Genomic DNA, 17,651 nt, shown 5'->3' with positions numbered 1-17,651 from the left:
CAAAATCACAATTGTATGGGCAAAATAAAAAAATAAATAGATATAATAAAAAGACAATGCAAATTGCTATAAAACTTTGTGACAAATTACCAATACAAAAAAGGCGGCAGCTAAAAACATAAGACTTGAAAAAAACATAAGAATTATATATTATATAGAGTGTATAGATAATGATAAAAATACGAAAATTGTAACCCCTTCCATCAAGGGATATTAACGGTATGTATTTTTTGAAGAAAATTATATCGGCCACACAGGAGGATGAACATTTATGATGGACTTGTATGGGAATGGATTATTACTTGGAGAAAAAACCCTGGACAGCTTATGGATGAGACAGAACCTGACTATGAACAACATTGCAAATGTTGATACGCCAGGTTTTAAGTCACAATATATGACCTTTGAGAATGAACTGGCACAGAAGATCCGGTCTGCTCTTACTGTGAAGAAGGCTTCTATGAAAAATGTGGCAAGAGGGATTGAAAATATGAGACCGTCTGTCCATACAACCTTAAATGAATCAACCAGACTGGATGAGAATAATGTGGATATGGATCAGGAACAGGTTGAATTGGCAAGAACAGCTTATGAATACCAGTTTATGATCAGTTCTGTAAGTAGCGACCTTTCACGTCTGCGCAGCGCAGCTAAAAACTTTTAAATCATACAAATTATACAGTTAAGGAGAAAATATAAAATGATTGAACAGGTGAATGGGTTTATTACCCCTATGAAAGGGTGGGATGCTGTTGAAAAGAATGATAAAAAAATAACAGGAACAGAAAATGGCACAAAATCTGTGTTCCAGTCAGTGCTTGAAGATACAGTGCAAAATGTTTATGACACACAGAAGGATGTAGAACAGAAACAGTATCTTCTGGCAACGGGGCAGTTAGAAGATGCCCACAGTCTTCCAATCGCCCAGGCAAAAGCAGAACTGAGCCTGGAAGTTATGATCTCTCTTAGAAATAAAGCAATGGAAGCGTATAACGAAATTTTAAAGATGAGTGTTTAATACTGCTGGCCATGGAATGGAACAGTAGATTTTTAATATTTGCTATATATGGAAATGCAAAGGATGAATGGAACAGTGCAGAATCTAAAAGAAGCATGGCAGAAGATGCCAGGGAAAACAAAAAAAATGATCGCAGTCATTGCAGCGGGGACGATTATCCTGGCGGCAGCCGGACTTCTGGTCCTGAATATAGGCACGAAAAAAGGATACAGTACCTTGTTTACAGGAATGAGCTCGGATGATGCCCAGGCAGTTGTAAGTCTTCTTCAGGATGAAGGTGTTGATTACAGATACAATGACAAAAACGGCTCTGTCCAGGTAATGTCAGATACAGTAGATAAGACCAGGGCTGAATTGCTAAGCAAAGGATATCCTAAAAGCGGCTTTACTTATGATATGTACCGTAATAATGCGGGAATCATGAGCACTGAAAAGGATAAGGAAAAATATACATTGTATGAACTTCAGGATCGTCTTGGTGCCCAGATCGGATTATTTGAAGGGGTACGTGATGCAAAAGTGACCATAGCAGAAGGCGGAACCCAGAAATATGCACTGGATGATACACAGCAGACAGATGCATCAGCCTCTGTTGTGGTGACAATGGATCCCGGACAGGATCTGACAGATACAAAGGCAGCTGCTATCAAGAACCTGATCGCAAGAGCTGTAAAGGGAATGAATTTTACCAATGTTTCTGTATTTGATGCTGCTACCATGATGGAAGTCGGCGGTGAAGATGAGGCAGGTAATACTGCCGGTACAGGAAAAGATGTAGCAGAGCTTACCAGTCAGGTAGAAAAAAGTATAGCAGGAAATGTGCGCCGGGTCCTGGAATTAATGTATGGACAGGGAAAAGTTGCAGTTTCTGTAAAAGGCACACTGAATATGCAGAAGCTGATCCAGGAAACAGTCCAGTATACCACTCCGGATAAGGTTGACCAGAATGATAAAACAGGACTGCTGGAAAAAGAAGAAACAGCAGGGGAGAATACGGGAAGTACGTCTTCGGGAAATGGAGGCGTAGCAGGCGCAGATGCTAATGCAGATACACCCCGTTATACGGGCCAGACAGGCACACAGGCAGGTTCAGATACATATTCCAACAACAGCGCAATAAGAGAGTGGCTGTATAATTCCACAAAAGAACAGCGTCAGATCGATCCTGGTGTTCTGGAAAATACAACAGTAGGCGTTACTATTGATACAGATGATACATCTATTGCAGACGCAGATCTGGTCAGTCTTGTAGCTAATTCAGCAGGTATTACCCAGGAGGACGCTCCTTCAAAGATCACGGTTATAAGAGCCCTTTCAGCAGCCAGTAAAAACACAGATGCAGTGCCGGTAACAGCACCGGCACAGAAAGCAAAGCTTCCATTGCCTCTTTTGATCGCCATAGGGGCAGGTGGGCTGCTTCTTGTATTGCTGATTGCTTTGCTGATACTCAGCAGGCAGCATTTGAAAGCGTCAGAAGAAGAAAGACAGGCACTGTTGGAACAGATACCGGATGGAGGTGCGATTACTGAAAATTCTCAAAATGCCATTGCCGCCGACAATAAAACTAAAAATGATGGGAATATATCCTTGTTAACTGAAGAGGAACAGTCGGCGCTTCAGGGACAGGACGATGAACTTAAGAAAAATGAAGAAATTTTAAATCTGAAAATGCAGCACAGTCTGAAATTAAAACAGGAGATCGGTTCCTTTGTGGATGAAAATCCGCAGATCGCAGCAAAACTGATCCAGAATTGGCTGCTTACTGGTGGAGGAAACGATGGCAGAAATAGAGGGAAGTAAGATAACAGATATTACCGGGGGATCCGAACTGGATAAAATGGATGCGCGGGCGAAAGCAGCAGTGGTAGTTGTGTCTTTAGGAGCAGACCGCGCTTCCCAGATTTATAAATATCTCAGTGAACAGGAAATCGAAGACCTGACTTATGAGGTAGCAAAGCTTGGAAAAACAAATAATGCCCAGGTGGAGAATGCATTAGATGAGTTTTATAAAATGTGCCTTACCCACAAGATGATGACAGATGGAGGTCTGGATTATGCCAGAAGTGTACTGGAAAAAGCTTTTGGAGAAACCACAGCCAGAAATCTTCTGGAAAAAGTATCCAAGACTCTCCAGTCCAAGCCATTTAACTTTTTTACAAAGGGAGATCCCAAATCCCTTCTTGCCCTGCTCCAGCATGAGCGGCCCCAGGTGATCGCTCTGATCATGGCTTATATGGATCCTCAGCAGGCGGCCCAGATACTGGAACAGCTTCCAAATGAAAAAAGGATACCGGTACTGGAAGGCATGGCAAATATGAGCCGTGTATCTCCTGAGGCAATAGCTATTGTGGAAGAGGAAATGAAGAGGAAATTCGCTACGATCATTACCAGTGAGGATAATATGAACCTGGGCGGTATTGATTATGTGGCAGATGTGATGAACCATGTTGACCGAGGAAACGAGAAACAGATCTTTGATGAAATGGATAAAGATAATCCGGAACTGTCAAAAAGCATCAGGGACAAGATGTTCATGTTCGAGAATATCATCGATATGGATCCAAGATCTGTACAGCGTTTTATCAGGGATTGCGATTCCAAGGATATTGTATATGCATTAAAGACTGCATCAGAGGATATGAAGAACGTATTCTTTGCAAATATGTCCAAGCGTATGGCAGAAACAGTCAAGGGAGACCTGGAGATCACTACCAATGTAAGGCTTAAGGAAGTGGAAGAGGCACAGCAGCGTATTGTTAATCTGATCCGTAAACTGGAAGATGCAGGAGAAGTAATAATCAATAAGGGAGGAGATGACGATAACATTGTTGTCTGATCAGGATACAGGCTTTGAAAATAAAGCCAGAGTCCGGAAGCTTCCCTTACAGGTATTTACGGCACCGGATGCACAGAAACCAGAAACAGAAAAGCAGAATAAAAAAGAAACGGAAGCTTCTTTAAATGCGGGCAATGATACATGCAATGGTCTGGAATGCAGTCAGGAACAAATAGAGCTGGTGCTTAGGGAAAAAGAAAAAATATTAGAAGAAGCCCGGAAAGAAGCGGCAGCCATTGAACAGGAAGCAAACGAAAAGGCAGAACAGATCTCTGAGGAAGCCCAGATGAAAGGATTTGAAGAAGGCAGACAAAAAGGCTATGAAGAGGGACTGATTAGGGCAGAAGAGGAAAATGAGGCGAAACATCGTGAAAATCAGCGGTTTTTTAAAGAAAGCCTGGAAAAAGCCTTAATAGAGATCAACAAAGAAAAAGAAAAATGCCTCAGAGAATATCTGGAAGAATTAAAAGATATTGCTGTGGCAGTGGCTGAAAAAGTGATCCATATCAGCCTGAGATCCAGCGGTTCTGTTATAAGCAGGATGATAGAAGCTGAAACAGAAAAACTGCAGAAAATGGACTGGGTCAAGATCTATATGGAAAAAGAAGACTATGAGACCATGGTTCAGGCAGATGGACATCTGGCAGAGAAACTGTCACGGCTCTCTGACAACGTCAAATTTATAGTAATGGAGGACGGAAAATGCGGAAGCTGTATCATCGAAATGCCGGACGGGATTATAGATATGAGTGTAGATACCCAGCTTGAAAATATACACAGACTTGTAGACAACGCCAATACATAAAGATTTTATGGATACATAAAGTACACAGAGGTGAAAACCATGTATGAAAATCTCCTGAAGTTAATACAGCAGGCAGAAACAGCAGACCGCATTGGAAAAATTGAAAATGTAGTGGGAATGTCAATGGAAGCTTCCGGAGGCAGATCCGGTATTGGTGATATTGTTATGATCTACAATGAAGCTGAGAACTGTCAGGTTCCTGCGGAAGTGGTAGGATTCAAAAATGGCAAAATACAGCTGATGACCTATGAAAATATCAGCGGGATCACAGCGGGAAGTTTTGTCCGCAATACCGGATGCCGTTTGCAGATACCGGTGGGAGACTTCCTGAAAGGCCGTATCATCAACGCGCTGGGGCATCCCATTGACGAAAAAGGAGAGTTTCCCCCAGGGAAGCTTTATACAGTAGACAGTGCCTATATCAACCCCCTTAACCGTCCTCCTATCAGGGAACATCTGGAATTTGGGATTAAGGCCATTGATGGTTTAAATACCATTGGAAAAGGTCAGAGAATGGGGATTTTTGCAGGCTCCGGTGTTGGAAAAAGTACATTGATGGGAATGATCGCCCGGAATGTAAAAACAGATATCAATGTGATCGCCCTGGTAGGAGAGCGAGGCAGGGAGGTTCTGGAATTTGTTAAAAAGGATCTGGGAGAAGAGGGCATGAAACGTTCTGTCCTTATTGTAGCCACATCAGACCAGCCGGCAATGCTGCGTATGAAATGTCCCTTGGTTGCAACAACGATCGCTGAATATTTCAGGGATCAGGGAGCAGATGTGCTGCTGATGATGGATTCTCTTACCAGATATGCCATGGCACAGAGGGAGATCGGTCTTGCTATTGGAGAACCGCCTATAGCCAGAGGTTATACACCTTCTATTTATGCAGAATTTCCAAGGCTTCTGGAAAGAAGCGGGAATTTTGCAAAAGGTTCCATTACCGGGATTTATACGGTACTGGTGGAGGGAGACGATACCAATGAGCCGGTGGCTGATACAGTCAGAGGTATTTTGGATGGTCATATTGTTTTAAGCAGGCAGCTGGCTAATGCAAACCATTTTCCGGCTATTGATATCAGTGCGAGTATTTCACGTCTTATGAATGATATAGCCGGGGAAGAACACAGGAAAGCAGCTTCAAGGTTCAGGAACATGTTAAGTCTTTATCAGAAAAATGCAGACCTGATCTCCATTGGCGCTTACAAAAAAGGTGCAAACAGTGCTCTGGATGAAGCAGTTGACCGCATAGGTGATATGAATAAATTTCTGGAACAGGAAACAAATGAAAATATCCCTTATGAGGAAAGCATAAGGAGAATGGAAAAAATCGTGGGTTAGCAGTTATAGGAGATGATACTTAAGATGAAGAGATTTAAATACAGTCTTGAAAATGTACTTCATTATAAGGAACAGATTCTGGACAGCATTAAGGCAGAACATGGTACACTTCTGGCACAGATCCGGAAAAAAGAAGCAGAGATACAGGAACTGGAGAACAAGCTGGTATCTGCCCAGAATAAGATGGATGATTTGAAAAAACAGGATGTACAGATAAAAGATATTTGTCTTTATGGTATGTATATCAGTGAAATGGAAAATCAGATCCGGAAAAAACAGGAACAGTTAAAGCTTTTACAGCAGCAAGAAGAAAAGAAAAAAGTACAGGTGATCGCTGCAAAGATAGATACGTCCCGTTATGAAAAGTTAAAGGACAGGCGGCAGAGTGAGTATGAAAAAGCTGCTAAAAAGGCACAGGAGCTGTTTATAGAAGAATTTGCTTCAAGAACAGCCAGATATTCTCAAAACAGGGAGGTAATCTAGGTTGAGCAGGATTGAAAATACCGGTCAGATAAAAACAGGATATTCTGTGAAGTCAGGTACGAACCCAGAAGAAAAAGTGGAGAATGGGTCAGATTTTGCATCGATGCTGACAAAATACCAGAAAAAAGCAGCCCAGAATGACGAAACAAAAAAAGCAGAAACAGGGGAAACAAAAAATAAAGAAACACAGCCAGAAGAAACCAAAAACAGGGGAAATGAAAAACAGGTTAATGGCAGGCAGTCCGGAGAAAACGTAAAAACAGATGAAATAAAAGCAGAAATAAAAGTAACAGACATACAGGACGGAAAGAACAGCCAGGATGGAGAAAAAGAGCAGGAGCAGGAACTGGCAGCTGCCTATGTTTCTGAAGCCTGCTACAGGACCTTTGTACAGATAACAGCAGAAAATAGTAAAACGCCTGCTGTTTACAACAATGAAATAAATGGAATACAAGATCTGGCTGTACAGACAACGGTGGAAACAGGAATGGAGGACCAGTCGGCAGCGGTCAGTACCATACAGAAGACCGAAGCCCCCCACACAGAAACAGCTGTCCATGCAGATGACTTAAAGCTCCAGAACAGACCGGCACAGACAGAAGCTGCAGGACGGACCGGAGAAGCCGGGCAGTCAAAGCAAACTGCCAAAATGAACCGGGAAGAAGAAATACCAGACCAGAAGGAACATATTTCCGGAAAGGAAATGACAGCCCTGGCATCGCCCGGTTATACAGGAACTGTTGAAAGTTCAGCTGGCACAGCAGCAAAACCAGCTGCTGTTGATACAGGACCGGCAGACCGGCTGCCAACAGCCCAGGATACATTGACAGAGGATCTGGGAAACTACCTGGATACAAAGATCAGTGAAAAAAAAGGAAAGCTGGAGCTTTCCCTGGAGCCGGAAAGGCTTGGAAAGCTGACTATCCGGCTGGAGTATGAAAAAGGAAAAACAGAGGTCACTATTTTTTCAACCAGTGCAAAAACACTGGAGATATTAAGCAAAGAAGCAGGGCATCTGGCACAGATCCTGGAAGAAAAAACAGGAACCCCTACCGTTATTTACACACCGGAACAGACTGAAAACAGGCAAAACATGGATCAGGATCCCGGTCATGGCAGAAACGGCAGGCAGGATCAAAAAGAGCAGCGCCAGAAGCAGGATGACAGCTTTGCCCAACAGCTAAGGCTGGGACTGGCCTAGAAGGAGGATTAAAGTGATATGGCAGATCAAATAACAGTCAGCAGCACTGCAAACCCGTATCAGGCAGGTGTTTACAGTGCCGGATCCAACAGCAAGAACACGATGGATGTAAACAGCTTTATCAAGCTGTTAGCAGCACAGCTTTCCAATCAGGATATGACAAGCCCTATGGATAACAGCGAAATGATGTCCCAGATGACAAATATGGCAATGGTCCAGTCACTTACTGCCATGACAGAGTCATTAAATACATCAGCTGCTGTTACAACTCAGACATATGCAGGCAGCCTGATCGGTCAGGAGATAACAGTGGCGGTTACGGATCCTGATACCGGGGCAGCAAATGGCGTGAAATATGGGAAGGTAATTTCTGTTGATTTTACCCAGGGAGATCCGGTGGTACGTCTGGAAGGTGATGATACCAGCTATAAGATGTCCAGTGTCCTGGGAGTAGGAAAGCTTCCAGAGAAAGCAGGTGAAAAAGATCCTGACAGAGGATCTGAAAAAACAGATAAGATCACAGAACAGTTAGCAAATGCAGATCTGAAAGACACAGGATCTGAAGATACAGAAACAGAAGAAATGTAAAAAGGAGCAAAAGAATATGTTAAGAGCAATGGATTCAGCAGTATCAGGTCTTCGGGCGCATCAGAACAAACTGGACGTCATCGGCAACAATATTGCAAACGTAAATACATTTGGTTTTAAGTCCCAGAGCTACAGCTTTAAAGAGGCGATGTACCAGACTTCCACCACCTCCACAAAGGGAAGCGAGAATGCCGGTGGTGTAAATGCAGCCCAGTATGGATATGGTTCCATGATGGGTTCCATCAGTACGGATATGAGTGCCTCTACACCAACCTATGTAGGTGGTCTTAATGCAAGTGTAGACGGAGAAGGCTTCTTTATTACATTCCCAAAGAGCACAGAAACGGTTACAGTAGCGGATATGAAGAAAACGGACTTTGATTATACCAGAGTTGGTCAGTTCAATATTGACGGAAATGGATATCTTACAGATGCCAACGGAAATTTTGTTTATGGTTTCCGTCCGGATGAGGTAGATAAGCCAACGAGATTTGATGGAGATCTTGTAGCCATCAAGGTTCCTAGTGATGTAACAGGCAATGATTTTGGTGATGATCCGCTGCAGCTGACAAATGTAAAGATTAACAGTCTGGGAGAGATTTCAGGTACAGTAAAGTCAACGGATCCGGATAAGGATGGAAAAACCGTCAGCATCGGTAAGGTTGCCATTGCCACCTTCCAGAATCCGGAGGGCTTAAGCAAAAAGGGTTCTTTTTACTATGGGGCAGCAGAAAGCGATAACAGTGGTAATGCTTCCGCTACGATCCCAGGAGGAAGCACCTCTTCTTTAATGACCGGATATCTGGAGGCTTCCAATGTGGATCTTGCAAAGGAATTTTCTGATATGATCACAACACAGAGAGGCTTTCAGGCCAATTCAAAGATCATCACAGTCAGTGATGAGATCCTGTCTGATCTGATCAACATGAAGCGGTAAGGAATATGATCTGTGTAGAACGACTTAACGGAGAGATTTTATATCTGAACTGGCTTCAGGTTGAATTGATCGAACAGATTCCGGAAACAAAGATCCGTATGATGAATGGAGATTACTATCTGGTAAAAGACAGTGTAGAAAGCATCAAAGATCAGGTGACCGGGTTCTTTCAAAGGTGTGTCAGCATAAAAAAAGAGATGCAGATTTAGGAGGAAAAGCAGGTGGATCCTACAACATTACTAGGTATAATCCTGGGTTTTGCTTTAATTGTAAACGGAATCAGTTTTGCCAAGATTGGTAACTTTATTAATATCCCCAGTATGGTCATTGTAATTGGTGGGACTCTGTCAGCAACTTTGTCCAGCTATCCATTAGGGATATTAAAGGATATCCCAAAGCATTTTGCAGTACTTATAAGGGGAAACCGCTATAATATCCCCAAATTGATCGAACAGCTTGTAGATCTGGGAACCATAGCAAGGCAGAGCGGCCTTCTGGCGTTGGAGGATAAAGCGGCGGAGATCAAGGATACTTTCTTTAAGCAGAGTGTCCTGATGATCGTAGATGCAAACGATCCGGACAAAGTAAGGCTGGTTCTGGAAAGAGAACTGGATAATATGATGGTCCGTCACGACCAGGCGGCAGGTCTTTATGAAAAAGCTGCATCTTATGCACCGTCCTTTGGTATGATAGGTACCCTGATCGGTTTGATCAACATGCTGAAGGGAATGAATATGGATGCAGGCGGTTCATCTACTATCGGCAGTGACATGTCAGTAGCATTGATCACAACCTTTTACGGCTGTATTCTTGCAAATGTTATTTTTAATCCGATCGCAAAGAAACTGAGGATCCGTCAGGATGAGGAAGAACTGTATTGTTCTACTATCATTGAAGGGATCATTGCCATACAGGCAGGAGAAAATCCAAAATACCTGAGGGAACATCTTCTTGCATCGATTAAACAGTCACAGCAGCGGAAGATCCTTGCAAAAGCAGAAGCTGGAGATTTTCAGGGGAAGGAACAGGAAGATAAATGAGTAAGAAAAATCGCCCCACAGACAGCGGCGGCAACTGGATGGATACTTATGGAGACATGGTAACATTGCTGCTTACATTTTTTATCATGCTGTATTCCATGTCTAACCTGGACGCACAGAAATGGACTATTTTTGTGAAAAGCATCCCAAGCATACAGAACCAGGGATCAGAGAATATTACCATTAATTCCCAGATGTCAGATACCCCAGAGGTGGATAGCAAAGGCCAGGAGATCGGCCAGGAGATTGCCCAGGAAGCTCTTCAGGCAGAAGATGTAAATGAGCTGTATCTTACGATCGCTGAAAGCCTGAATCAGGCGGGTGTAAAGGAGGCTACGGTCATCAGGGGAGATGATTATACTTATGTTTCTTTTGCAAATAATGTGTTTTTCGGTGCAGACAGCTCCGTGCTTACACGGGAAGGACAGGCAGTCCTCTATACATTTGCAAAAGCCATAGCTCCTGCAGCAGGTGGGATTGAACAGGTTAATATCATGTCCCACACTGCGAAAGTAACAGATAATTCACAGATCAATCCACAGATTATACGAAAAGACCGTATCCTTTCGGCGATGAGATCTGCAGAAGTATGTATTTATCTTCAGCAGCAGAATGTAATAAAGCCGGAGAAGCTGGTGGATATAAGTTATGGTGAATATCGCCCTATAGCAGATAATTCCACAGAAGAAGGAAGGATAAAAAACCGCAGGATTGAATTTTTGCTTTTAGATAATGGGGCAAAAGAAAGAGACCTGAATGAGTATTATAAAGAGTTTAAGAGCGGTGAATATGCGAATACTACAGTAGTAACAGTAGGAGAGTCACAAAGCTCTTCCCAGGGTGGTGAAACCGTACCGGCAGATACAGAGGCACCGGTAGATACCGGTGCAGCAGATGCAGGTGCAGCAGATGCAGGTGCAGAAGATGCAGGTGCAGAAGATGCAGGTGCAGAAGATGCAGGGTCTGTGGAGAAAATGCAAAATACCAGTGAATAAGAGAGGTCAGGAAGAATGGCAGATGTTTTATCACAAAGCCAGATAGATGCACTTTTAAAATCCATGAGTGCGGATGCACCAGCACAGGAAAAGAAAACCGAATCTGTACAGCCTCTGTCACCAGAAGAAAAGAACTATATTAAATACGACTTTTTCAGCCCGAGGAAATTCACAAAAGAAAAAATGAAGATCCTCAGGAGTGTATTTGAGAATTATGCACGTATTCTTACTTCCCAGATCAACGGTATTTTCCGCGTGATGACGGACATAACGGTGCTGGATGTACAGGAAAGAAGGTATTACGAATACGTAAATGCCCTTCACGAAAACGACTGCATGACAATGATAGACGCATCAATAGCAGGAGAAGAAAAAATGAGTGTTCCACTGATGCTGTTTGTAACTCCGGGTATGGTGATTACACTGATCAACCATATGCTGGGGGGCGAAGATGTTGTAGCAGTAGAGGATGATTACCGGTATTCCGACGTGGAACGTGCTTTGTACAAGCGGATTGTAGAATATATGACAGGTACCTTAAAGGATGGATTTTCGAATTATGTGAGCATTGTTTTTTCCGTAGAACATGTAGAAGAAAATCCAACCATGGTCCAGGATGTAGGTCTGGATGAAACAGTAGCCATTATCATTTTAAATGTGGACATATCTGGACAGGCACAGGAAAAAGTAAAGATCTGCCTTCCGGGCAATCTTCTTACGGTGATCTTTCACAGTATTGACAACCGCAAGCACCTGGCAAGAGGATTTTCTTATCAGGATAATAAAGAGAAGATCATGGATAATATCCGTTACTCCAAACTGCCTATTACAGGACAGCTTGGCACGGTACAGCTGGATCTGAAAGGACTTTATCAGATCCAGGTAGGAGATGTGATCGATCTTGGAAAGCCAAAAGACAGTCCGGTCAGACTTTTTGTAGGACGTCAGCCTTGGTTTACAGGACAAATGGGATGTTATAAGAAAAATGTGGCTGTGAAGATTGAAAAATGCATTGCGTCACAAATAGAAGAAAAGAAAACGGATATAATGCCGCAGAAGGAAGAAGATCCTGATAACAGTGACGGATCTGTAAAAGAACAAGGATAAATACGCTCCGGAATACGGGAGTATAAATAAGAATGAAGGAAGAAGAGGAATAAGAAATGGCTAAGATAATGCTGGTAGACGATGCTGCTTTTATGAGGATGATGATCAAGAAAGCTCTCAGTTCAAGTGGATATAACGATTTTATCGAGGCACAGGATGGGGCAGAAGCAGTAAAAAAATACAGTGAGGAAAAACCGGACATGGTAATTATGGATATCACCATGCCAAATATGGACGGGCTTCAGGCTTTGAAAAAAATTCGTGAAGGTGATCCAAATGCCAAAGTTGTTATGTGTACAGCAATGGGACAGGAAAGCATGGTTGTAGATGCGATCAAATCAGGTGCCCGTGATTTTGTGGTGAAGCCTTTTGATGCACAGAGAATTGTAAAAACTGTAAATGACATTTTAGGAAAATGATCCATAAGGAGGGAACTGTTATGGCATTTTTAGGTTCATTCGATATAAGCGCTTCTGGAATGAGCGCACAGCGTGTCAGGATGGATATTGCGGCAGAAAACATAGCAAATATGGACACAACGCGGACAGAGTCAGGTGGTCCATACCGAAGGAAAAATGTACTTCTTGAAAGCTATTCAGATACGTCTTTTGCCCAGGCAATGGAAAATGCAGCACGGGGAAAAGGAATAACCAGCCGTCATGCAGGAGTAAGAGTTTCTGGCATTGTGGAAGATGACAGAGAAGCTAAGAAAGTTTACAATCCGGATCATCCGGATGCGGATGCAGACGGCTATGTGACTATGCCAAATGTGGATGTGCTGAAGGAAACGGTAGACAGCATGTCAGCGACCCGGTCTTATGAAGCAAATGTAACAGCATTAAACGCAATTAAGCTGATGGCTCAGAAAGCACTGGAAATCGGTAAGTAGAAAACAGGAGGAAAATAAGAATGGGTGCACTCAGCTTTAATGAGATGGAAATAGATGCTCTTGGGGAGATGATGAATATCAGCCTTGGAGCATCAGCGACAGCAATGTCTACCCTTTTGGGATCTACCGTTCACATCACGACTCCAAAGGTAAAGATCCTTACAAGGGATCAGTTTGAGTTTAAAAAGCTGGAACCGGCAGTAGGAGTAGAAATCGCTTATGTAGAGGGCCTGGAAGGAAGCAATATTATGATGTTCAGCAGAAATGACGTGCGCATCATAGTAGGAACCCTTCTGGGCGAAGAGGTACCAGATGATAAATTTGAACTGGATGAGATCAACAGAAGTGCTATTTGTGAGGTAATGAACCAGATGATGGGTGCTTCAGCAACGGCACTTTCAGAATTTTTGAAATTTACAGTTAATATATCCACACCAGTTTCTTTTGAGATCACAGACGCAGAAAGCTTTAAAAACAAGTATTTTCCGGAAGCAATTCCTATGGTGGTCATTTCCTTTACCCTTGAGATCGAAGGAAAGCTGAAAAGTGAGTTTTTAAATATTATGCCGGAAAAGCTTGCCAAAAGGCTTTTGGAACCATTTGAGATATCCCTGGAAGAAGCAGCAGAGGTTCAGACAGAAAATAAGGAGTCAGGATCAAAGGCAGCAGAAGAAACTGCAGAGAAGGTAATAGAAGAGGCAGCAGAGAAAGAAAAAACGCAGCCTGATCCAGAACCAGCACCTACACCGCAGCCAGCACCGGCCCCGCAGCCAGCACCGGCCCCGCAGCCAGCACCGGTCCCACAGCCAGCATCTACACCGCAGCCAGTACCTACACCGCAGCCAGCACCTACATCGCAGCCGGTATATTCCCAGATTCCAGCTGGTATTTCTGCAGATATGAATCCGGCTATTTTACAGCTTTTGAATCAGATGCAGCAGTCACAGGTGCAGATGATGCAGCTGATGCAGGATATGGAAAAACGGGAACAGGAAGGGAAAAAGGAATCCAGGGAACCTGCCCTGATCCGGCCGGCCAATGCGCCTGGTCTTGAATCTTCTGGAAGTGAAAATGGAGAAGAAAGCGCCAACCAGGAAATGCTCATGAAGGTGCCGTTGGAGATATCAGTGGAAATAGGACGCACTAAGAAATTGGTAAAGGATATTCTGGAGTTTACCCAGGGATCTCTTGTAGTCCTGGACAAAATGGCAGGAGAACAGGCAGACCTGTATGTAAATGGACAGTGTGTTGCCAGGGGAGATATTGTAGTAGTAGAGGATAATTTTGGTATCCGTATTACCGATATTGTAACCAGGGATATCAATCCGGAGAGCCCTTAATATGATAACAGATATTGTTTCTACAACAGGTATGCTGCTTGCTTTTGTAGTCATTTTGTTTTTGGCATGGCAGGCAAGCCGGTACCTGGGGAAAAACGCCCCTTATGGAAATAAAGGGGGAAAGATGCGGATACTGGAACAACTAAAAGTAGGAAATGATCAGTACATTATTCTTCTTAAACTGGATGAAAACCAATATCTGCTTGGGACTAGTCAGACGGGGATCCAGGTTCTGGAACGGTTTAAGGAGGAGAAAACGAATGAATGAGCTGATTACAGGCTTAAATGGAGGAAATGTTCCTGCGCTGGATATTATCATGCTGCTTACCTTTGCAGCATTGCTTCCTTCCATTGTGGTTATGATGAGTTCCTTTATGCGTATTATAATCATACTTTCTTTTACGAGAAATGCAATGGGAGTCCAGCAGACGCCGCCTAATATGGTATTAACAGGCATGGCACTTTTTTTGTCGCTGTATATTATGAGTCCGGTTATAGGTCAGATCAATACGGTTGCCTACGAGCCCTATAAAAATGGGGAGATCACACAGCAGGAGGCAGTAAGCCGCATGGCAGATCCACTGAAGCAATTCATGCTTCGCAATACAGAGAAGGATACGCTGGATCATTTTGTACAGATGTCAAAACAGGAAGTTAAGAAAGATGTGAAAGAATATCCTCTTACTGTTGTTGTACCAGCTTTTATGACCAGCGAATTAAAAAAAGGGTTTCTTGCAGGATTTCTGATTTATCTTCCATTTCTGCTTATAGATATAGTGGTGTCTACCACCCTTATGTCCATGGGTATGGTAATGCTTCCGCCAACTATGGTCTCTCTTCCCTTTAAGTTACTTTTATTTATTACAGTAAATGGCTGGGAACTTTTATTTTCCAGTCTGGTACAAAGCTTCCGGTAGGAAAGAGGTGGGAATATGACAGAAGTGCAGATCCTGGATATCATGTATGAAGCATTCCAGCTGGCAATGAAGCTGTCGCTGCCATTTCTGTTGATCAGTATGATCGTAGGTGTGGTCATTGCTGTTTTTCAGGCAGCCACACAGATCAATGAACAGACAATGACATTTGTCCCCAAGCTGCTGGCTATTATGGTGCTTTTAGGTTTTTTAGGAAGTTCTATGCTGGTCATGCTTCAGGAATTTTTTCAATACATAGTGGAATTGATCGCAAAGGGGTAAAGAAGATCTATGTTTATCACATTTTCAATGGCAGTGATGCGTATGAGCGGAGCCATCGGATTCAATCCCCTTTTTGGAAAAAGTAATTTTCCTGTAAAAATAAGGGCATATTTTATTTTTGCCCTGTCACTGCTCCTGTATCTGTCTGCAGACCAGACCCAGATGGCATATCCGGGATCAATGGCAGAATACATCCTGATGCTTGCGGGAGAGCTTTTTCTTGGGGCAGTGTTAGCCTTTGCAATGGAACTGGCATTCCTTACGATCCGGTTTGCTTCTTCCATTATGGATTATTCAATGGGACTTAGCATGGCTCAGGTTTATGATCCCCAGTATGGAACCCAGTCAACGGTCAGTTCCGGTATTTATTATGCATTTATGGTACTGATCTTTTTTGCCAGCAACAGTCATTTGCGGCTGTTAGCATTGTTTTACCAGTCGGTACAGCTGATCCCTTTTGGAAAAGTGACATTTAATCCCATGCTGGTCCATGTGATCACAGATGGATTCTGCCAGGGGATCCTTACTGGTATGCAGTTTGCATTTCCAATGATAGCAATTGAGCTTGTATCAGAACTGGCAATGGGGATTCTGATGCGTATCATTCCCCAGATCAATGTTTTTACGGTAAATTTCCAGGTAAAGATCATAATGGGGCTTTTGATGATGCTGCTGCTGTTTTCGCCAATGGCAGATTATATAGATACCATCTTTACATATATGTATCAGATGATGTGGAAGCTTTTAAGCAATATGAAACCAGTCTGAAAGGAGTGTCATAGAAGATGGGACAGAGTGGCCAGGAGAAAACCGAACAGCCTACCGCCAAAAAGCGGCGGGATGCCAGAAAAGAAGGAAATATCTTCCAAAGCAGGGATGTAGCTACCGTAGTGATCTTGGCTGGCATATTTTTCGGGATCCGCATATGGCTTCCTTTTATATATGGACAGATGAAAAATTATATGACCTGGGTCATAGATGGAGCAGCCCGGTCCTCAGAAGATATGCTTTCAGCCAGCCTTGTTTTTGTTACACTGTCTGTGTTTTTAAAATGTGCGCTTCCTCTGTTGCTTTTAGCCCTTTTACTTGGAATTGTGGCGCATGGAGTACAAACACGTTTTAATGTATCCTTTAAATCCATCCGGCCAAAATGGAACAGGCTTAATCCTCTTTCAGGCATAAAACGTCTGTTTTCCATGAAAAATGCAGTAGAGTTGGTGAAAAACTCCATCAAGATAACACTGCTGCTGGTATTGCTTTACAACATACTGAAGCAGGATCTGCAGCCCATGGCATCAATGATCGATATGAGTCCTGCAGCATCTGCGGCTTATATGATGAAAATGATCTTTGATCTGCTGATACGTGTATGTATTGCCTTTATGGTCATTGCCTTTGGCGATTATCTGTATCAGCGCTGGGAATATGAAAAAGAGCTTCGCATGACAAAGCAGGAAGTAAAAGATGAGTATAAACAGACAGAAGGTAATCCTGAGATTAAAAACAGGATCAAAAGCCTGCAGCGTCAGATGGCATCCAGCAGGATGATGCAGAAGGTTCCCCAGGCAGATGTGATCATACGAAATCCTACCCATGTGGCCATTGCTTTAAAATATGATCCTGATCATGACAATGCTCCGGTAGTACTTGCCAAGGGATTAGATGAACTGGCGTTAAGAATCGTAAAGGTGGGGGAAGAAAACAATGTTTATACCATTGAAAATAAACCACTTGCACGGGCTATGTACAATTCCTGTGAACTGGACAGGCCGATCCCCTCAGAATTTTATACGGCAGTAGCAGAAATCCTGGTATATCTGTATAAACAGGATAACGGGAAAAATAAAGATAAAAAATAATAGTTGGAGATTAATG

General features: G+C 43.0%; 22 protein-coding genes. All 22 read left to right on the top strand.

Annotated features, from left to right (window positions below; all coding sequences use genetic code 11):
- Window positions 1-271 precede the first annotated feature (271 nt).
- The 22 genes from flgB (at window position 272) to flhB (ending at window position 17,635) form a co-directional block, all read left to right on the top strand.
- On the top strand, window positions 272-664 hold the full coding sequence (gene flgB, locus DW826_RS01240; protein ID WP_117551797.1) for a flagellar basal body rod protein FlgB: 393 nt from the start codon (window positions 272-274) through the stop codon (window positions 662-664).
- A 36-nt stretch (window positions 665-700) separates the two neighbouring features.
- Window positions 701-1,018 carry a flagellar hook-basal body complex protein FliE gene (fliE, locus tag DW826_RS01235; protein WP_015553124.1) on the top strand — a complete coding sequence of 106 codons (318 nt, stop codon included), beginning with the start codon at window positions 701-703 and terminating at the stop codon, window positions 1,016-1,018.
- A 63-nt stretch (window positions 1,019-1,081) separates the two neighbouring features.
- Window positions 1,082-2,818 carry a flagellar basal-body MS-ring/collar protein FliF gene (gene fliF / locus DW826_RS01230; RefSeq protein WP_347472265.1) on the top strand — a complete coding sequence of 579 codons (1,737 nt, stop codon included), beginning with the start codon at window positions 1,082-1,084 and terminating at the stop codon, window positions 2,816-2,818.
- Entirely contained in the window at window positions 2,796-3,854 is a 1,059-nt protein-coding gene (gene fliG, locus DW826_RS01225) for a flagellar motor switch protein FliG (RefSeq protein WP_015553128.1), read from the top strand. Before fliF ends, fliG begins: the two co-directional genes overlap by 23 nt.
- The gene (locus DW826_RS01220; RefSeq protein WP_117551796.1) at window positions 3,832-4,659 is read left to right on the top strand and encodes a FliH/SctL family protein; all 828 of its coding nucleotides are present in this window, start codon (window positions 3,832-3,834) and stop codon (window positions 4,657-4,659) included. Before fliG ends, DW826_RS01220 begins: the two co-directional genes overlap by 23 nt.
- A gap of 39 nt (window positions 4,660-4,698) precedes the next feature.
- On the top strand, window positions 4,699-6,000 hold the full coding sequence (locus tag DW826_RS01215) for a FliI/YscN family ATPase (protein WP_015553129.1): 1,302 nt from the start codon (window positions 4,699-4,701) through the stop codon (window positions 5,998-6,000).
- Between the two features lie 24 nt (window positions 6,001-6,024).
- Complete coding sequence (locus DW826_RS01210; RefSeq protein ID WP_178274605.1) at window positions 6,025-6,483, top strand: flagellar FliJ family protein; 459 nt, start codon at window positions 6,025-6,027, stop codon at window positions 6,481-6,483.
- Window position 6,484: 1 nt separating this feature from the next.
- A complete protein-coding gene (locus DW826_RS01205) occupies window positions 6,485-7,684 on the top strand; it encodes a flagellar hook-length control protein FliK (RefSeq protein WP_117551794.1) in 1,200 nt (399 codons plus the stop codon).
- Window positions 7,685-7,702: 18 nt separating this feature from the next.
- Window positions 7,703-8,272: a flagellar hook capping FlgD N-terminal domain-containing protein gene (locus DW826_RS01200; RefSeq protein WP_117551793.1), complete on the top strand. Its 570-nt coding sequence runs from the start codon at window positions 7,703-7,705 to the stop codon at window positions 8,270-8,272.
- A gap of 16 nt (window positions 8,273-8,288) precedes the next feature.
- Window positions 8,289-9,209 carry a flagellar hook-basal body complex protein gene (locus tag DW826_RS01195; protein ID WP_117551792.1) on the top strand — a complete coding sequence of 307 codons (921 nt, stop codon included), beginning with the start codon at window positions 8,289-8,291 and terminating at the stop codon, window positions 9,207-9,209.
- A gap of 5 nt (window positions 9,210-9,214) precedes the next feature.
- Window positions 9,215-9,418 (top strand): flagellar FlbD family protein, encoded by a 204-nt coding sequence (locus tag DW826_RS01190; RefSeq protein ID WP_117483994.1) that lies wholly within the window; start codon window positions 9,215-9,217, stop codon window positions 9,416-9,418.
- Window positions 9,419-9,430: 12 nt separating this feature from the next.
- The gene (locus DW826_RS01185; protein WP_117551791.1) at window positions 9,431-10,249 is read left to right on the top strand and encodes a MotA/TolQ/ExbB proton channel family protein; all 819 of its coding nucleotides are present in this window, start codon (window positions 9,431-9,433) and stop codon (window positions 10,247-10,249) included.
- A complete protein-coding gene (locus tag DW826_RS01180) occupies window positions 10,246-11,244 on the top strand; it encodes a flagellar motor protein MotB (protein WP_117551790.1) in 999 nt (332 codons plus the stop codon). The genes DW826_RS01185 and DW826_RS01180 overlap by 4 nt, the downstream gene beginning before the upstream one ends.
- Window positions 11,245-11,259: 15 nt before the next feature.
- The gene (locus tag DW826_RS01175; protein ID WP_117483991.1) at window positions 11,260-12,351 is read left to right on the top strand and encodes a FliM/FliN family flagellar motor switch protein; all 1,092 of its coding nucleotides are present in this window, start codon (window positions 11,260-11,262) and stop codon (window positions 12,349-12,351) included.
- Window positions 12,352-12,407: 56 nt separating this feature from the next.
- Complete coding sequence (locus DW826_RS01170; protein WP_015553136.1) at window positions 12,408-12,770, top strand: response regulator; 363 nt, start codon at window positions 12,408-12,410, stop codon at window positions 12,768-12,770.
- A gap of 20 nt (window positions 12,771-12,790) precedes the next feature.
- Window positions 12,791-13,240 carry a flagellar basal body rod protein FlgC gene (gene flgC, locus DW826_RS01165; protein ID WP_015553137.1) on the top strand — a complete coding sequence of 150 codons (450 nt, stop codon included), beginning with the start codon at window positions 12,791-12,793 and terminating at the stop codon, window positions 13,238-13,240.
- A gap of 20 nt (window positions 13,241-13,260) precedes the next feature.
- Window positions 13,261-14,580, top strand: a complete 1,320-nt coding sequence (gene fliN, locus DW826_RS01160) for a flagellar motor switch protein FliN (RefSeq protein WP_117551789.1) — start codon at window positions 13,261-13,263, stop codon at window positions 14,578-14,580.
- Between the two features lies 1 nt (window position 14,581).
- The gene (gene fliO, locus DW826_RS01155) at window positions 14,582-14,848 is read left to right on the top strand and encodes a flagellar biosynthetic protein FliO (protein WP_015553139.1); all 267 of its coding nucleotides are present in this window, start codon (window positions 14,582-14,584) and stop codon (window positions 14,846-14,848) included.
- Entirely contained in the window at window positions 14,841-15,497 is a 657-nt protein-coding gene (gene fliP / locus DW826_RS01150; protein ID WP_015553140.1) for a flagellar type III secretion system pore protein FliP, read from the top strand. Before fliO ends, fliP begins: the two co-directional genes overlap by 8 nt.
- 15 nt (window positions 15,498-15,512) lie before the next feature.
- On the top strand, window positions 15,513-15,776 hold the full coding sequence (locus tag DW826_RS01145; protein ID WP_015553141.1) for a flagellar biosynthetic protein FliQ: 264 nt from the start codon (window positions 15,513-15,515) through the stop codon (window positions 15,774-15,776).
- Between the two features lie 9 nt (window positions 15,777-15,785).
- Complete coding sequence (locus tag DW826_RS01140; protein ID WP_117551788.1) at window positions 15,786-16,544, top strand: flagellar biosynthetic protein FliR; 759 nt, start codon at window positions 15,786-15,788, stop codon at window positions 16,542-16,544.
- 17 nt (window positions 16,545-16,561) lie between these two features.
- Entirely contained in the window at window positions 16,562-17,635 is a 1,074-nt protein-coding gene (flhB, locus tag DW826_RS01135) for a flagellar biosynthesis protein FlhB (protein WP_117483989.1), read from the top strand.
- Window positions 17,636-17,651: the final 16 nt, after the last annotated feature.

Origin of the sequence: Clostridium sp. AM34-11AC (assembly GCF_003435375.1) — a bacterium.
In the GTDB taxonomy this organism is placed as follows: domain Bacteria; phylum Bacillota; class Clostridia; order Lachnospirales; family Lachnospiraceae; genus Pilosibacter; species Pilosibacter fragilis.
Note: the sequence above shows the minus strand (reverse complement) of the source record. Positions and strands in the feature narration are given on the sequence as shown.

Coding starts and splice junctions, on each gene's coding strand:
- fliF (WP_347472265.1), top strand. CDS start 1,082: ATGAATGGAACAGTGCAGAATCTAAAAGAAGCATGGCAGAAGATGCCA.
- fliP (WP_015553140.1), top strand. CDS start 14,841: ATGAATGAGCTGATTACAGGCTTAAATGGAGGAAATGTTCCTGCGCTG.
- flgC (WP_015553137.1), top strand. CDS start 12,791: ATGGCATTTTTAGGTTCATTCGATATAAGCGCTTCTGGAATGAGCGCA.
- flhB (WP_117483989.1), top strand. CDS start 16,562: ATGGGACAGAGTGGCCAGGAGAAAACCGAACAGCCTACCGCCAAAAAG.
- DW826_RS01210 (WP_178274605.1), top strand. CDS start 6,025: ATGAAGAGATTTAAATACAGTCTTGAAAATGTACTTCATTATAAGGAA.
- DW826_RS01220 (WP_117551796.1), top strand. CDS start 3,832: ATGACGATAACATTGTTGTCTGATCAGGATACAGGCTTTGAAAATAAA.
- DW826_RS01175 (WP_117483991.1), top strand. CDS start 11,260: ATGGCAGATGTTTTATCACAAAGCCAGATAGATGCACTTTTAAAATCC.
- DW826_RS01145 (WP_015553141.1), top strand. CDS start 15,513: ATGACAGAAGTGCAGATCCTGGATATCATGTATGAAGCATTCCAGCTG.
- DW826_RS01140 (WP_117551788.1), top strand. CDS start 15,786: ATGTTTATCACATTTTCAATGGCAGTGATGCGTATGAGCGGAGCCATC.
- fliG (WP_015553128.1), top strand. CDS start 2,796: ATGGCAGAAATAGAGGGAAGTAAGATAACAGATATTACCGGGGGATCC.
- DW826_RS01195 (WP_117551792.1), top strand. CDS start 8,289: ATGTTAAGAGCAATGGATTCAGCAGTATCAGGTCTTCGGGCGCATCAG.
- DW826_RS01180 (WP_117551790.1), top strand. CDS start 10,246: ATGAGTAAGAAAAATCGCCCCACAGACAGCGGCGGCAACTGGATGGAT.
- DW826_RS01190 (WP_117483994.1), top strand. CDS start 9,215: ATGATCTGTGTAGAACGACTTAACGGAGAGATTTTATATCTGAACTGG.
- DW826_RS01200 (WP_117551793.1), top strand. CDS start 7,703: ATGGCAGATCAAATAACAGTCAGCAGCACTGCAAACCCGTATCAGGCA.
- fliN (WP_117551789.1), top strand. CDS start 13,261: ATGGGTGCACTCAGCTTTAATGAGATGGAAATAGATGCTCTTGGGGAG.
- DW826_RS01215 (WP_015553129.1), top strand. CDS start 4,699: ATGTATGAAAATCTCCTGAAGTTAATACAGCAGGCAGAAACAGCAGAC.
- fliE (WP_015553124.1), top strand. CDS start 701: ATGATTGAACAGGTGAATGGGTTTATTACCCCTATGAAAGGGTGGGAT.
- DW826_RS01170 (WP_015553136.1), top strand. CDS start 12,408: ATGGCTAAGATAATGCTGGTAGACGATGCTGCTTTTATGAGGATGATG.
- fliO (WP_015553139.1), top strand. CDS start 14,582: ATGATAACAGATATTGTTTCTACAACAGGTATGCTGCTTGCTTTTGTA.
- flgB (WP_117551797.1), top strand. CDS start 272: ATGATGGACTTGTATGGGAATGGATTATTACTTGGAGAAAAAACCCTG.